Source organism: Prevotella sp. S7-1-8 (assembly GCF_000758925.1).
GTDB lineage: Bacteria > Bacteroidota > Bacteroidia > Bacteroidales > Bacteroidaceae > Prevotella.
Map to the genome: position 1 here is coordinate 1 of NZ_JRNC01000071.1, position 15,620 is coordinate 15,620.

Sequence of the window (15,620 nt, forward strand, 5' to 3'; positions counted from 1 at the left end):
CCAATTTTTCAAGAACCGCGCTCGGGACAAGCGGGTTTTAAAGAGAAAAAACGAAAGCGCGCAAACATTCTGTCGCTATCTTGAAGCGCACACACGCCCCATTCGCCCCCCTTATGTTTGTAACATGGCGAGCGTCTCCTCAAAACACGCATGGCCATCTATTGTACCAATGGGTTAATCTCAATAGCAAAATGAAACGCCATACTTTTTCCACTGAGCCGGTTGATGGGCTTATGAGTAATTAAGAATTAAAACTTCTTGTGATAAAAAACGCCCCGAAAAACCAAAAGCGACAATTCTTTTGTCACGCTTTTGACTTTTCGGGGCTTGTTTTTTTAATAGTTTCAATCACATATTAAACCTGATCAAGGATGCGTCCCGGTTTAAATTGTGAATTGAAAGCGGCGTGTTGCGCATGGCGTCACTTCACCTGTATGACGAGATACTTGCTGGTGCTCCAGAAAATCTCTGCGTTGGTGATGGTCAACACGTACTGGTTGTTGGTGTCGCGGGTGAGCGTGTAGCTGCTGGATGGGTGCATGGAGAGCAACTTGGCCCACTTGGAATAGAGCTTCACGCTCTTGAAAGAGCGGATGTCTATCTTCGTGAAATAGCTCTTGTTGAAGTTGGATTGCAGCACTTTTCCATCCACCAATATGCGCTGCTCGCGCAATTCTTTCTTGGTGCCGAAGACATACCAAGCGGTGTTGAGCTGTGCGTCTTGTCCGCTGATGGTCTTGTCTTTCTGCGCGTTGTCCTGCTTGAGGTTCGAGACATTGCTGTTAAGGTTGTTGATAGCTTCGTCAAGTTCCGTGATATGGATAGCCTTGGCGTCAAGCTCAGCACGCAGTTGTTGCATCTGCTTGTCTTTCTCCTCAAGCTGTTTCTGCAAGCCCTCGATAGTTTTTACCATCTCCGAACCCTTGAATTTGCTATCCTTAAGCTGCTTTTGCAGTTTGGCGATGAGCTGGCGGTTTTGTTGCATGCGCGCGGAAATGAACTTGATGTTCTCCCTGATCTGCTGTGTCTTGTTAGCTCCCTCACCGTCTTTGGCAAGGCTTACGCGGTTTTCAGCCTCGGAAATCTCCCGAAAACCATCTTGGATCTCGTTCATGGTGCTCATCATGTCGTTGATCTCGTTGTCACGCTGGTCAATGATTTTCTGCAAAGAATCATTCTGCTCCAATGCCCTATAGTCCGTTGGGCTTTCTTTTTTTTGTTTGCATCCTGTAGTGACGAGTAGCGTCAGAGCGAAGAAAAATAGCAAAGTCTTTTTCATAATCAGTAATTTTAAAATTGCTTAGACTTATTTTTGATAGTTGTATTACCAGCCAGCACGATGACAATCTCACCCCTCGGGGTTGTCCGTGTGAAATGCTCTATGGCCTCTTGGAGCGTGCCTCGCACATGTTCCTCGTGTATTTTGGATATTTCTCTTGCCACGCTCACTTGTCGTTCCGCCCCGAAGACCTCGGCGAACTGCGTGAGAGTTTTTAGCAATCGATAGGGCGACTCATAGAACACCATTGTGCGCGTCTCCTCCTCAAGCTCTCTCAACCGGGTGTTGCGGCCTTTTTTTTGTGGCAGGAAGCCCTCGAAGCAAAATCTGTCGCAAGGCAACCCCGAAGATACCAAGGCCGGCACGCAGGCCGTGGCGCCTGGCAGTGTTTGTATCGTTACGCCCGCTTGGGCCGCCTCGCGCGCCAAAAAGAATCCCGGGTCGCTTATTCCCGGCGTGCCTGCGTCGCTGACGAGGGCTATGGTTTGGCCAGCCTTGAGCCATTCTACCACTGTCGCCGCCGTGCCGTGCTCATTGTATTTGTGGTGTGACATAAGACGGTTTTTGATGCCGAAACGCTTGAGCAGGATGCCCGACGTGCGAGTATCCTCGGCCAAGACCGTGTCCGCCTCTTTCAGAACGCGTATGGCGCGTAGCGTCATGTCTTCCATATTGCCCACAGGGGTGGGCACTATATACAATATACCCATAATTTCAGACAAATATAGATAAATATTGCTCACCGTCAAAATAAAATCTTAATTCTTTACAATTTTTAAGTAAGATAAAAAAAATATCAGTGTGGTGAGTTTACAATTCGTTTCTTTTGTTATCTTTGCAAATGCTATGATAGAAAACTATATGGGCGAAAACCGCCTTCCCGGGAGAATAGAAGTGGTGTGTGGCTCCATGTTCTCAGGAAAGACAGAGGAGCTTATCCGTCGCATGAAACGAGCTATGTTTGCCAAGCAAAAGGTAGAAATTTTCAAACCAGCCATGGACACTCGCTACTCGGACGTAAATGTGGTGAGCCACGATCGTAACGTCATCAGGTCAACGCCGGTGCAAAACGCGGCTGCCATCTTGGAGCGCTGTTCCGGCCACGACGTGGTGGGCATTGACGAGGCCCAATTTTTTGACGCTGACTTGGTTGGGGTATGCAACACGCTGGCTAATGGTGGCGTGCGCGTGATAGTGGCCGGCTTGGACATGGATTTCAGGGGCGAGCCATTTGGGCCCATACCCCTGCTGTGCGCGGTGGCGGACGACGTGACCAAGGTGCACGCTATCTGTGTGAAATGTGGCTCGATGGCATATGGCAGCCATCGATTGGTAAACGTGGCGTCGCAAGTGATGTTGGGCGAGAAATCAGAGTATGAGCCGCTGTGCAGGTCGTGTTTCCAAAAGGCCGTGGAGGCCGACCGGCTCAACGCGCTTTCGGGGAATTTGTTTGATAACGTGGGTCGATGACGCGCGCGTGCCTTGTGAGAGAAACATTATGCCAACAGCATAGTTATGGAAAGTAATTTTTTGAAAATGACAATATGCAGAAAGAGATAACTTTAGACAAATTGGTGCGATGGGGAGGGGCTATTCTCTTGGTTTTCGCCGCGCTTTACTTGGTGGGTTACCTCAGCGCCGTGTTGCTGCCGTTTTTCGTGGCGTGGCTTTTCGCCTATTTGCTGTTTCCCGTGGTCAAGTTTGTGGAAGACAAGTTGCGTGTGAAGTTGCGCGCTGTCGCCATTCTTGTCACGCTTTTGGCGCTGCTCGTTGTTATCGGCGGGATAGCGTGGCTCATCATTCCGCCGATGTTGGACCAGTTTAAACTGCTCGTCAAAATCTTGAACAACTGGTTGCAGCAGAGCGCTGACGCCAACAATATAGCCAGTTGGATACAACAGCGCATCAACGAGAACCGCGAGACAATCGAAGAGTTTTTGCGCGGCAAGGATTTCAGGGACCTGTTGCGGAATGCCACGCCCAAGGTGTTTAGCATAGTGGGCCAGACGGCGAGCGTGCTGCTTAGCGTGGTGGCTTCGCTCATCACCATATTGTATATGTTTTTCATCTTGTTGGATTATGAGTATCTCACCAACAATTGGATCAAGATTTTCCCCCGGCGCAACCGCCCGTTCTGGCAAGAGCTGATGGTGGACGTGGAGCGCGAGTTGAACAATTACATTCGCGGGCAGGGATTGGTGTCATTGTGTTTGGGTATATTGTTCTGTATCGGCTTCACGATTATCGATTTTCCTATGGCTATCGGTTTGGGGGTTATCATCGGCTTTCTCAATTTGGTGCCTTACCTGCATACCTTGGCAATCATTCCCACGGCGTTTTTAGCCATGCTCAAGGCTGCCGACACGGGGCAGAACTTCTGGTGGGTGTTTGGATTGGCCATGGCCGTGTTTGTCGTTTGCCAGCTTATATCAGACACCGTGCTTACTCCGAAGATATTGGGCAAGGCCATGCGTCTGAACCCCGCCATCTTGTTGCTGTCGCTCTCCGTGTGGGGCGCGCTCTTGGGCTTTATAGGCTTGATAGTGGCATTGCCCCTCACCACGCTCCTCATAGCCTATTGGAAACGATATGTCACGCGCGAAGAAGACGCCGCGCCCAATGTTAAACATCATGTAGACCATGAAACATAAGGTGGATTTGAACACGTGGCCACGGCGTGGCAACTGGGGGTTTATGAGAGTGTTTGCCAACGGCTGGTGTAGCGAGACCTCTGAGGTGGATTGCCCGGGTGCCCTTGGAGGCGGTGCGACGCGGTGGCATCTTGATTGCCCCAAACGCCCTTGCCGTGGATGATAGGATTTGAAATGTCGTGTGCGCGTAAAAAAGCGACAAAGCGAGAAAATTAGGACAAAAAATGTATAACTTTGCGTGAAGAGGTACCTTGTGCCCATCTTTACAACTGATAACGCAACCTGAAAAATGAAAGACGACAACAGCGACGACAAAACATTGGATATACAAGAGGGAGAAACATCACAAAACGCGGACAAGGCCATGCATCCTGATGGGCCAGAGGGGCTTGGCGACGCGGTGGAGCAACCGTTGGGCTACAAGCCTGTGGATCGTTTTGACGCCTCCGCCGTGCACCATCTGAGCAGGATGTACAAGAGTTGGTTTTTGGATTATGCCTCTTATGTAATATTGGAGCGCGCGGTACCCGATATCGAGGACGGCCTGAAGCCTGTGCAGCGGCGCATACTCCACTCCATGAAACGCATGGACGATGGCCGGTACAACAAGGTGGCCAACATTGTGGGGCACACCATGCAGTTTCATCCTCATGGCGACGCCTCCATCGGCGACGCCTTGGTGCAACTGGGACAAAAAGACTTGTTGGTGGACACGCAGGGTAACTGGGGGAATGTGCTCACCGGAGACCGTGCCGCCGCGCCCCGATACATAGAAGCGCGACTGAGCAAGTTTGCCCTGGAGACGGTGTTCAACCCCAAGACTACGGAGTGGCAACTTAGCTATGACGGCCGCAACAAGGAGCCGGTGACGCTGCCGGTGAAGTTTCCCTTGTTGTTGGCGCAAGGGGCTGAGGGTATCGCCGTGGGCCTGAGCAGCAAAGTGCTGCCTCACAATTTCGTGGAACTTTGTGACGCGGCGGTGAGCTATCTCAGGGGAAGGGAGTTTGAGCTTTATCCTGACTTCCCTACGGGCGGAGCCATGGACGTGTCCAAATACAACGACGGTCAGCGCGGAGGCACGGTGCGCGTGCGTGCCAAGATAGAGAAGTTGGACAGCAAGACATTGGTCATCAAGGAGGTTCCTTATACCAAGACGGCCGCTTCGCTGCAAGACTCCATCACGCGAGCTGTCGAGAAGGGCAAGATCAAGGCGCGGCGCGTCATAGACATGACGGCCCGCGACGTGGAGATACAGGTGCAGCTCAGCGCGGCCGTGTCACCTGACAAGACCATCGACGCGCTCTATGCGTTCACCGATTGCGAGATCAGCGTCTCGCCCAATTGTTGCGTCATAGACGGCGACAAGCCCGCTTTCCTGACCGTGAGCGACGTGCTCAAACACAGTGTGGACCGCACCATGGGCCTGCTTCGCGCCGAACTGATGATACGCAAGGAGGAGTTGGAAGAACAATTGTTCTTCGCCTCGTTGGAGCGCATCTTCATAGAGGAGCGCATGTACAAGGAGCCCAAGTTTGAGCAGGCTGCCAACCAGAAAGCCGTGCTGTTGTTCTTGGATAAGAGATTTGAGCCGTTCAAGAAAGACCTCATACGCGACATCAAGGAAGAAGACTATCTGCGGCTGTTGGAAATAAAGATGCAGCGTATCTTGAGATACAACAAGGACAAGGCCGACCAATTTTTGGTGAGGGTGAAAGCCGAGATCAAGGGGCTGGAACATGATTTGGCCCACATGACCGATGTGACCGTAGCGTGGTTCGAACATCTTAAGAGCGCCTATGGAAAAGACTATCCGCGACAAACCGAGATACGCAGTTTTGACAATATAGAGGCTGCCAAGGTGGTGGAGGCCAACGAGAAGCTGTATATCAATCGGCAGGATGGATTTGTTGGAACAGGGTTAAAAAAGCATGAGTTAGTGTGCAACTGCTCTGACTTGGACGACATCATCATCTTTTATCGCGACGGCAAATACAAGATATTGAGGGTGGCCGACAAGATATTTGTGGGCAAGAACATATTGTGGGTGCAGGTGTTTAACAAGAATGACAGGCGCACTATATACAACGTGGTATACCGAGACGGAAAGACGGGGCCGAGCTATATCAAGCGTTTCAACGTGACCAGCATGACACGCGACCGTGAATACGACGTGACGCAGGGCAACCCCGGTTCGCGCGTGCTCTATTTCTCGGCCAATCCTAATGGCGAGGCGGAGACAATCAAGGTGACTCTCGACCCGGATCCTAAAAAGAAACGTCAAAATATATTTCTTGAGAAAGATTTTTCGGATATAGGTATCAAGAGCCGAACGGCCAAGGGTAACCTTCTGACCAAGCGGAGCGTGCATCGCGTGACGCTCAAAAGTCACGGCCGATCTACGCTTGGTGGGCGCAAGGTGTGGTTCGACTCCGACGTTCGCCGCATCAACTACGAGGGGCGCGGACGCTTGCTGGGCGAGTTTAACGACGGTGACAGCATCTTGGTGGTGCTGGAGAACGGAGAGTTTTACATCACTGATTTTGACGTGAACAACCATTATGAACATGAGTTGAAGGTCATAGAAAAATGGGATCCCGCCAAAATATGGACAGCGGCGCTCTTGGATGCCGACAATGAAAGGTACGCTTACGTTAAGAGATTTATGATGGAGGCGACCCGGCGCCATCAAAACTATTTGGGAGACAACCCTGAGAGCGTGCCACTGCTGCTCACCGATACCGCTTACCCACGTTTGCGTGTAACCCTTGGTGGCGACGATGCCGCGCGAGCCGACTTGGAGATAGATGCCGAGCGGTTTGTCGGAGTCAAAGGGTTTAAGGCTAAGGGTAAGCGAATCTGTATTTGGACTGTAGACAAGGTGGAGGAGCTTGAGCCGACACGCCAACTTGAGAACAACGTGCAAACTGCGACAATGGATGACGGCGACGACGGTACGGAAACCGAAAATCTCGACCCCGACGCGGGAAAATCCAAGCAGCAGATTATTGATGAGATGACAGGACAACTGAGTCTGTTTAATGATGATGAGTTGGGCAAATAACAACCATAGATGGATGACTTTGGCCGTGGGCTTGGCACTCATGGCGAGTGTCTCTTGCGGAGCGCAAACAGACACCGCGAGGGTGTCTAAAGCGCCCGTGACGCTGAAACGCACGCATCTGATAGCGGTGGGGCGCGCCAATCTTTTGGACACCTACCTCTCGCAAGAGACTTTCAGCGGAACCGAGGTTGGCTATGTGGCGCGGTCGGAGTGGCGACGCAAGGGCAGTAGTGTGTCTCGCGAGATGGAAAGCCATGCGCTGGTGTCGTGGGCTGGTACACGGGGCAACGGCAACTCAATGTTCACGGCTATGTACAATGTTTTATTTGGCTGGCATTACAGTTGGAGTCTTGCCGGGACGAGAGTCTCCTTGAAAGCAGGCGGTTTCATGGATGCCACTGTCGGCGGCACTTACAACACCCATAACACCAACAACCCAGCGCAAGCGCGCATGGCGTTCGCCATAGATCCATCGGCGGGCGTGGAGTGGAATATATGTCGTGGCCGCAGGCCGCTTAATCTGAGCTATGAGGCGCACATGCCATTCGTGGGCTTGGCTTTCACGCCACAGTTCGGGCAGTCTTATTACGAGATATTCACATTGGGCAATTACGACCACAACATCGTGGTTACCTCGCCTTTCAGCGGTTTGCAATGGAGCAACAAACTGTTGCTGGATTTCAAGTTGTGGCGCGCCACATTATGTGTGGGCTATATAGGAGAGATCAGGCAGCTTGAGGCAAACAGCCTTAAATACCATCATTACACGCATAGCGTGATGGTGGGATGGAAATTTTGACTATAGTGAAAGGCTCGTGAGGACAAGACAAAACCAAAACGATGAGAAAATCACACCTTATATATATAGTGCCCCTGCTCTGCGCGCTCCTCCTCGGGTGTGTGAAGGAGCAAGAGTTCGACAACAATCCACGTGGCAACTTCGAGGCTTTGTGGAAAATAATGGACGAGCATTATTGTTTTTTCGAGGAAAAGGGCGTGGACTGGAACGCTATACGTGCCATGTATGCCCAGCGCGTGGATAATGGAATGACAGACAGCCAGCTGCTCGAGGTCTTGGGCGGCATGCTTGCCGAACTTAAGGATGGGCACGTTAACCTCTTCACCTCATTTGACATGGGTCGTTACTGGGGCTTTCACGAAAACTATCCAGCCAACTATGCAAGTGAGATCGTGGACAATTATCTCAAGACAGACTATCGCGTGGCCAACGGTTTTCGCTATCGTGTGCTGGACGATAACGTGGGATACATCACTTGCTCGTCTTTTGCCAACCCCATAGGCGACGGCACGCTTGACCAAATCTTGACATATCTTGCGCCATGTAATGGCCTGATCATAGACGTAAGGCAGAATGGGGGAGGCATGGTCACATCCGCGGAGAAGTTGGCCGCGAGGTTCACCAACGAGGAGATACGCGTGGGATACATGCGTCACAAGACGGGCAAGGGGCACCGCGACTTCTCGCCATTGATAGAACAGCGTCTCAAACCGGCCAAGGGGGTGCGTTGGCAGAAACGGGTGGTGGTGATAACCAACCGCCGTGTGTACTCCGCCGCCAACGAGTTTGTGAAGTACATGAGATGTTGCCCCAATGTCATGGTGGTGGGCGACATGACCGGCGGAGGCGCCGGCTTGCCATTTTCGAGCGAGTTGCCCAATGGATGGATAGTGCGTTTCTCGGCCTGTCCTATGTACGACAAGGACAAACGCGGCGTTGAGAATGGCATGGCCCCCGATGTCAAGGTATCCCTGTCCGCAAATGATGTAGCGCGAGGGCGCGACACTTTGATAGAGACCGCGCGAGAAAGGCTGCGAAAAGGCTGGCAGGCAGCGGCACTCGTCCCCATGAAATAACCTTTTTACATGGCAGAACAACTTTTCAATCACCACTACAATGAACATTTTCACTCCTTACATTTCGCAAAAACTTAACATTCCGACGCATCAGGTGGATGCCACGCTGGACCTCTTGGAGGCTGGGTGCACCATCCCGTTCATTAGCAGATACCGCAAGGAGGCCACCGGAAACTTAAACGAGGTGCAAGTGGCCGCCATCAGCGACTTGAGCGAGCGACTCAGGGAACTGCAAAAACGAAAGGACACCGTGCTCAAGACCATGGAAGAGCAGGGCAAGCTCACCGATGAGTTGCGCCAACGTATAGTGAGCAGTTGGAACGCCACGGAGATAGAAGATATCTATATGCCCTATAAACCACGTCGGCGCACAAGGGCGCAGGTGGCGCGTGAGTTGGGTTTGGAGCCGCTGGCGCAAACTATCTTGGCGCAGCGCGAGCGAGATCCGCGACAAGTGGCCGAGCGCTTTGTAAAAGAGGGAGTCCCTGATGTGGAGGCCGCGTTGAGAGGTGCGCGAGACATCATCGCCGAGATAATCAGCGAGAGTGAGGGCAGCCGACAGAGCGTGCGCAAGGTGTTCAGGCGCGAGGCCACCATCATCTCGAGGGTGGTGCCAAAGATGAAAGACGAAGACGCGGCGCAGAAATACGCCGATTACTTCTTTTTCAGCGAGGAACTTAGGCATTGCTCTTCTCACCGCTTGCTGGCCATGAGGCGTGGCGAGGCAGAGGGTGTGCTGCGGGTGAGCGTAACCGTGGACGACGACGAGTGCGTGGACAGGTTGCGCCGCTATTGGGTGCATGGGGCAGGAGCGTGCCAAGGCTTGGTGAACGAGGCTGTGGAGGATTCGTACAAACGGTTGATAAGGCCATCGATAGAAAACGAGTTTGCCGCCATGAGCAAGGAGCGAGCTGACGACGAGGCTATCAAGGTGTTCAGCGAGAACCTGCGCCAACTGTTGCTCGCCCCACCATTGGGACAGGTCAGGGTGATGAGCGTGGACCCGGGGATACGCACAGGGTGCAAGGTGGCTGTGCTCGACGCGCAAGGCAACTTGTTGCACCACGACGTGGTGTTCGCCGTGGGGCGTGAGGCCGAGCGTCTCAAGGATGGCGCGAGAGATCCCTTGCGGCGGTTTGAGGAGATAGCCCGGCGGTTTGGCGTGCAGGCCATAGCTGTGGGCAATGGCACTGGCTCTCGCGAGGCTGCCGATATATTGCGGCGAATAGAGGGTGTGGATACCTATGTGGTCAGTGAGGATGGCGCCAGCGTGTATTCTGCCTCGGAGGTGGCGCGCGAGGAGTTTCCTGACCAAGACGTGACCGTACGGGGGGCCGTGAGCATAGGGCGCAGGCTCATGGACCCATTGGCTGAGTTGGTGAAGATAGACCCCAAAAGTATCGGGGTGGGGCAGTACCAGCATGATGTGGACCAAGGCAAGCTCAAAAGCAGCCTTGACCAGACTGTCCTGCTCTGTGTCAACTCTGTGGGCGTGAATGTCAACACCGCCAGCAAGAATTTGCTTACATACGTCAGTGGGCTTGGCCCGGTGTTGGCGCAAAATATTGTTGACTATCGACGGGATAATGGACCGTTCGCCTCGCGGGCGCAACTCAAGAAGGTGCCACGCCTCGGGCCGGCCGCCTTTCAGCAGTGCGCGGGCTTCTTGCGCGTGCCTCACGCCAAAAACCCATTGGACGCCAGTGCCGTTCATCCAGAGAGTTATCACGTGGTTGAGCAAATGGCGGACGACAGTGGTTGTGCCGTGGCCGACTTAATGGCCAACTCCTCATTGCGTGACAAAATAGAAATAGAACGTTATGTGACGCCCGAGGTGGGCTTGCCCACGCTGCGTGACATCATGTCCGAGCTGGCAAAGCCGGGGCTCGATCCGCGCGACAAGCTTGAGACGTTCGAGTTCGACCCGCGGGTCAAGACCCCCGACGACCTTGTCTCGGGCATGGAGCTACCCGGCATCGTCACCAATATCACCAACTTTGGTGCGTTCGTGGACATCGGCGTGCACCAAGACGGCCTCGTGCACATATCGCAGATGGCCAACCATTACGTGAAAGATCCCAACACCGTGGTCAAACTTCACCAGCATGTACGTGTCAAGGTGTTAGAGGTGGATCGTCGACGCCATCGCATAGCGCTCACCATGAAGTTATAAGTGTGCCCGGGCATGGTTTGGCGCGGAATGTATTGGCTAAGAGGAAAATTCGCACGGTCGTCCTGTAATATTTTTGGACCTTTCCCTTGGGTTTTAAAATTTTATGCGTACCTTTGCATCCCGAATGCGCTTGTGGCGGAATTGGTAGACGCGCCAGACTTAGGATCTGGTGTTGCGAGACGTGCAGGTTCGATTCCTGTCAGGCGCACGCATTAAAATTGCTAAATAGACAGTTGTTGTCTATTTAGCAATTTTGTATATCCGGTGTTGGGTTTTTAATCTTTTCGTTTCGTGATGGATAGTTTATGCCACAAAAAACGTCGTGGCGGCCATTGTGACAACCATGCTCCTCAACAGGGTTTTATTAAGGGGGAGGGTCAATTTTGCGGTGAAAAACAACATTCAATCATATTTTTCTATTGGTTGCATGAAACGAAGTCCCTGTTTAATACGTTTATAAGTGTGTGCGCAGGTAACAGATAGAGGCATGGGGCATTGTTCGGACGAAGTAAGCGCGGGCCGAACACGCGGTCGTGTGCCGCACATAAAAAATAAAACAAAGACAATGGAAAAACGACAAATAAACAATACTGCGAATCAAGACGACATCACATTAGGCAACGAAAAAATTGCTCGACGGCACAAAGTGGTCAACACTTGGTCGTATAAAATCATGGATCGCATAGCCAAGATCATGGACCGCTATTATTTGGACCCGTTGCTCGGCTTGGTTCCCGGTGGCTGGGGCGATCTCATCTCATCCATCATGGTGTTGCCGTTCGTGTGGTTCAGCCTATGTGTGGTCAAATCGGTTCCACTCACCTTAGCCGTGATATACAATGCCATGTTAGATGCGGTGAAGGGTCTTTTGCCCTTCTTCGTGGGCGACGTCCTTGATGTTTTCAATCATTCCTACGTGCGCAACATGCGTTTGGTTCAGGGCTTTGTATATGATGATCAAGACGTGGTGCGCGAGGTGAAACGCAAGGCGTGGTTTTTTGCCGCAGCCATCGTACTTTTCATTGTGCTCATCGTGTTGCTTGTTAGGCTCGCTGTCTATCTCTTTGGCCTTTTGTTCTAACTCGTTGGCAGGAGATGAAAATGCCATAGACAGTATTAAGCAACGTGCGCGATGTTGTCGAGACTTGTTGCGCCGGATGATTGTAACCTGTAGGATGGCATCTCGCGAAAACTATCTGTCCTCGGCAGACAGTCAAGGCGTGAGGCTATTTTCACGTTAAAAACCAATAACAATATTTGTAGACAACCATATTTATACGTATCTTTGGAAAAACCAACAACTTATCATACAATGATGAAATACGGCAGAATTTTCGAAGCGGCGATTGTCGCTGTCGGAATTATAGTGTTAGGACTATGTATACGGTGGGGAATCGACGATTTTGCCAACAAAGACCGCAAGGTAACCGTCAAGGGCTTGGCCGAGCGCGAAGTGCAAGCAGACAAAGTGACGTGGCCCGTGGTGTTTCAAGAGTTTGGCGACGATCTGCCGCGACTCTACGATCGCATAGCCCAAAAACAGCAAGCCATCAAGGCGTTTCTTTTAAAAAATGGTATCAAGGAGAGCGAGATGGAACTCAACGCCCCAAAGGTGGTAGACACGAACGCCGACAGGTATTCGTCCAGTCGAATGGCCTATCGCTACAACATAACATCCACCATCACCGTCACTTCGCGCAATGTCAAGCAGGTGCGGGCTATCATAGCCCGGCAAGGAGAGCTTCTCAAGCAGGGCATAGCCATTGTCGAGGGCGATTACAACTCGCAAATAGTGTATGACTACGTGTCATTCCAGCGCATGAAAGGCAAGATGATGGAGGATGCCATTGCCAACGCGGAAGCCACCGCCAATCAGTTCGCCAAAAATTCGCGCTCCAAGCTCGACAAGATTGTGAGCGCCGACCAAGGCCAGTTCTCCATCAGCGACCGCGACCAGAACACCCCTTATATTAAAGAGGTGCGTGTGGTGACCACCGTGACCTACTCGTTAAAAAATTAATTATTGTAAAAACATGCTGTTACCTGCATGATTTTTTGAATAATTGGCTACCTTTGCGTTCAGCATCCCATCGTGCCTTGTGTCATAAGGCGCGGTTTTCACGTTAACACTATAAATATTTAGCAAGGCAAAATTATGTTCGAGAATTTATCCGACAAGTTAGAACGTTCGTTCAAAATTCTTAAAGGCGAAGGCAAAATCACAGAGATCAATGTCGCGGAGACCCTTAAGGATATTCGGCGGGCATTGCTGAACGCGGATGTTAACTATAAGGTTGCCAAGACTTTCACCGACACAGTGAAAGAAAAGGCTATGGGTATGAACGTGCTCACGGCCGTGAAGCCGGGGCAACTCATGGTGAAAATCGTTCACGACGAGTTGACCAAGCTCATGGGAGGCGAGGCGGCCCCGCTCCGTTTGGAGGGCCGTCCGGCTGTCATCCTCATGTCGGGCTTGCAGGGTTCGGGCAAGACCACGTTCAGTGGAAAGCTCGCTAATCTCTTAAAAAACAAACAGAAGAAAAATCCTTTGTTGGTGGCGTGCGACGTGTATCGCCCCGCTGCCATAGAACAGCTCAAGGTGGTGGGACAGCAAGTGGATGTACCAGTCTATACCGAGGAGGGTAACAAGAACGTCAACGAGATAGCCCTTAACGCCATCAAGGAGGCCAAAGCCAAATCATACGACGTGGTGATCATCGATACCGCAGGACGATTGGCAGTGGACGAGGCGATGATGAACGAGATAGCCTCGCTCAAGGAGACCGTAAATCCTGACGAGACGCTTTTCGTGGTCGATTCCATGACAGGACAAGACGCCGTGAACACGGCCAAGGAGTTCAACGACAGACTCGACTTTGACGGCGTGGTGCTCACCAAATTGGATGGCGACACTCGTGGCGGAGCCGCCTTGTCCATACGCACGGTGGTGACCAAGCCCATCAAGTTTATTGGTACTGGCGAGAAAATGGAGGCGCTCGACGTGTTCCACCCGGAGCGTATGGCCGACCGTATATTAGGCATGGGCGACGTGGTGTCGCTCGTGGAGCGTGCTCAGGAACAGTTTGACGAGGCCGAGGCCAAACGCCTTCAAAAGAAAATACAGAAGAACAAGTTTGATTTTAACGATTTCCTTGGCCAAATAGAGCAAATCAAGAAGATGGGCAACCTGAAAGATTTGGCCTCGATGATACCCGGTGTGGGCAAGGCTATCAAGGACGTGGATATCGACGACGATGCTTTCAAGGGCATCGAAGCCATCATCAAGAGCATGACACCAAAGGAGCGCGCCAACCCCGAGGTGCTTAACCAAAGCCGTCGCATGCGCATCGCCAAAGGCTCCGGCACTTCTATCCAAGAGGTGAACCGATTGGTGAAACAGTTTGACCAAACGCGCAAGATGATGAAAATGGTCACGGGAAACTCTATGAAATCGATGATGTCGCGCATGAAAGACATGAAAGGCGGCATGCCAAAAATGCCCGGAATGTCAACCTTAAAACCTTAATACATAAAGACATGGCTTATACACTGATTGACGGAAAGGCCACTGCGGCCGCCATTAAGAAACAAATAGCCCAAGAGGTGAGCGACATTATGGCCAACGGTGGCAAGCAACCTCATTTGGCCGCTGTGTTGGTGGGACACGATGGAGGGTCAGAAACCTACGTCAGAAACAAGGTCATAGCCTGCGAGCAGTGTGGATTTAAATCCACGCTCATACGCTATGAGGACGATGTTACCGAGGAGGAGCTGCTTCGATGCGTTGACCGCCTGAACCATGACGACGACATTGACGGTTTCATTATGCAATTGCCGCTGCCCCCACACATAGACGAGCAGAAAATTATCATGGCTGTCGACTATCGTAAAGACGTGGATGGTTTTCACCCCATCAACGTGGGGCGCATGGCTATCGGCTTGCCTTGTTTCATTTCGGCCACCCCGTTGGGTATTCTCACGTTGTTGAGACACTACAAGATAGAGACGTCCGGCAAGAAATGCGTGATATTGGGGCGTAGCAATATAGTGGGCAAGCCTATGGCCCAACTGATGATGCAAAAGCATCTCGGCGATGCCACGGTGACCGTTTGCCACTCGCACTCGGCCACATTGAAAGAAGAATGCCGAGAGGCCGATATTATCATCGCTGCCATTGGTCGTCCTGATTTTGTCACGGCAGACATGGTCAAGGAGGGCGCGACCGTCATAGACGTGGGCACCACGCGTGTGCCGGATGCCACAAAGAAGAGTGGCGCTCGCCTCAATGGCGACGTGAAGTTTGACGAGGTCGCTCCCAAGTGCGCTTTTATCACGCCTGTGCCAGGTGGTGTTGGTCCCATGACCATCTGCTCCTTGATGAAAAACACGCTTGCGGCGGCCAAGAAAGAGATATATTTATAGAGCAGTTCTCACAATTGCCAGTCTGTATAATGTTAAAAGAAACAATGATAACACCCTGTCATCTTTGATTTTTCGACTCGAAAGCGGGGCTTCCTGAATTCTTGGGAAGCCCTTTTTGTCTCTGCCAACTGGCTTGAGAACCAATAAATAACTATTATT

General features: G+C 51.8%; 13 protein-coding genes and 1 tRNA gene. 12 read left to right on the forward strand and 2 right to left on the reverse strand.

The features are described from left to right. Window positions 1–421 precede the first annotated feature (421 nt). Entirely contained in the window at window positions 422–1,279 is an 858-nt protein-coding gene (locus tag HMPREF1640_RS10550; RefSeq protein WP_036894542.1) for a hypothetical protein, read from the reverse strand. A gap of 11 nt (window positions 1,280–1,290) precedes the next feature. Then, on the reverse strand, window positions 1,291–1,989 hold the full coding sequence (gene rsmI, locus HMPREF1640_RS10555) for a 16S rRNA (cytidine(1402)-2'-O)-methyltransferase (protein ID WP_036894543.1): 699 nt from the start codon (window positions 1,987–1,989) through the stop codon (window positions 1,291–1,293). Window positions 1,990–2,125: 136 nt separating this feature from the next. On the opposite strand from rsmI, the gene HMPREF1640_RS10560 reads away from it, so the two are divergent. The 12 genes from HMPREF1640_RS10560 to folD all read left to right on the forward strand — a co-directional run bounded on the left by HMPREF1640_RS10560 (window position 2,126) and on the right by folD (window position 15,461). Further along, window positions 2,126–2,749, forward strand: coding sequence for a thymidine kinase (locus tag HMPREF1640_RS10560; RefSeq protein ID WP_036894544.1), 624 nt, complete (start codon window positions 2,126–2,128; stop codon window positions 2,747–2,749). 74 nt (window positions 2,750–2,823) lie between these two features. Continuing rightward, window positions 2,824–3,930, forward strand: a complete 1,107-nt coding sequence (locus tag HMPREF1640_RS10565) for an AI-2E family transporter (protein ID WP_036894545.1) — start codon at window positions 2,824–2,826, stop codon at window positions 3,928–3,930. After that, the gene (locus HMPREF1640_RS13380) at window positions 3,920–4,093 is read left to right on the forward strand and encodes a hypothetical protein (RefSeq protein ID WP_156098794.1); all 174 of its coding nucleotides are present in this window, start codon (window positions 3,920–3,922) and stop codon (window positions 4,091–4,093) included. The genes HMPREF1640_RS10565 and HMPREF1640_RS13380 overlap by 11 nt, the downstream gene beginning before the upstream one ends. 201 nt (window positions 4,094–4,294) lie before the next feature. After that, a complete protein-coding gene (locus HMPREF1640_RS10570) occupies window positions 4,295–6,991 on the forward strand; it encodes a DNA gyrase/topoisomerase IV subunit A (RefSeq protein WP_231565900.1) in 2,697 nt (898 codons plus the stop codon). Window positions 6,992–7,004: 13 nt separating this feature from the next. Further along, window positions 7,005–7,790, forward strand: coding sequence for a DUF3316 domain-containing protein (locus HMPREF1640_RS10575; protein WP_036894551.1), 786 nt, complete (start codon window positions 7,005–7,007; stop codon window positions 7,788–7,790). Window positions 7,791–7,831: 41 nt separating this feature from the next. Then, window positions 7,832–8,866: a S41 family peptidase gene (locus tag HMPREF1640_RS10580; protein ID WP_052051804.1), complete on the forward strand. Its 1,035-nt coding sequence runs from the start codon at window positions 7,832–7,834 to the stop codon at window positions 8,864–8,866. Between the two features lie 40 nt (window positions 8,867–8,906). Then, entirely contained in the window at window positions 8,907–11,039 is a 2,133-nt protein-coding gene (locus HMPREF1640_RS10585; protein ID WP_036894547.1) for a Tex family protein, read from the forward strand. A gap of 126 nt (window positions 11,040–11,165) precedes the next feature. Then, window positions 11,166–11,247, forward strand: a tRNA-Leu gene (locus tag HMPREF1640_RS10590). A gap of 357 nt (window positions 11,248–11,604) precedes the next feature. Continuing rightward, on the forward strand, window positions 11,605–12,120 hold the full coding sequence (locus HMPREF1640_RS10595) for a DUF4112 domain-containing protein (protein ID WP_197051512.1): 516 nt from the start codon (window positions 11,605–11,607) through the stop codon (window positions 12,118–12,120). A gap of 231 nt (window positions 12,121–12,351) precedes the next feature. After that, window positions 12,352–13,059, forward strand: coding sequence for an SIMPL domain-containing protein (locus tag HMPREF1640_RS10600; protein WP_369699833.1), 708 nt, complete (start codon window positions 12,352–12,354; stop codon window positions 13,057–13,059). A gap of 135 nt (window positions 13,060–13,194) precedes the next feature. Beyond that, entirely contained in the window at window positions 13,195–14,565 is a 1,371-nt protein-coding gene (gene ffh / locus HMPREF1640_RS10605) for a signal recognition particle protein (RefSeq protein ID WP_036894548.1), read from the forward strand. 11 nt (window positions 14,566–14,576) lie between these two features. Next, window positions 14,577–15,461 carry a bifunctional methylenetetrahydrofolate dehydrogenase/methenyltetrahydrofolate cyclohydrolase FolD gene (gene folD, locus HMPREF1640_RS10610; protein ID WP_036894550.1) on the forward strand — a complete coding sequence of 295 codons (885 nt, stop codon included), beginning with the start codon at window positions 14,577–14,579 and terminating at the stop codon, window positions 15,459–15,461. Window positions 15,462–15,620 lie beyond the last annotated feature (159 nt).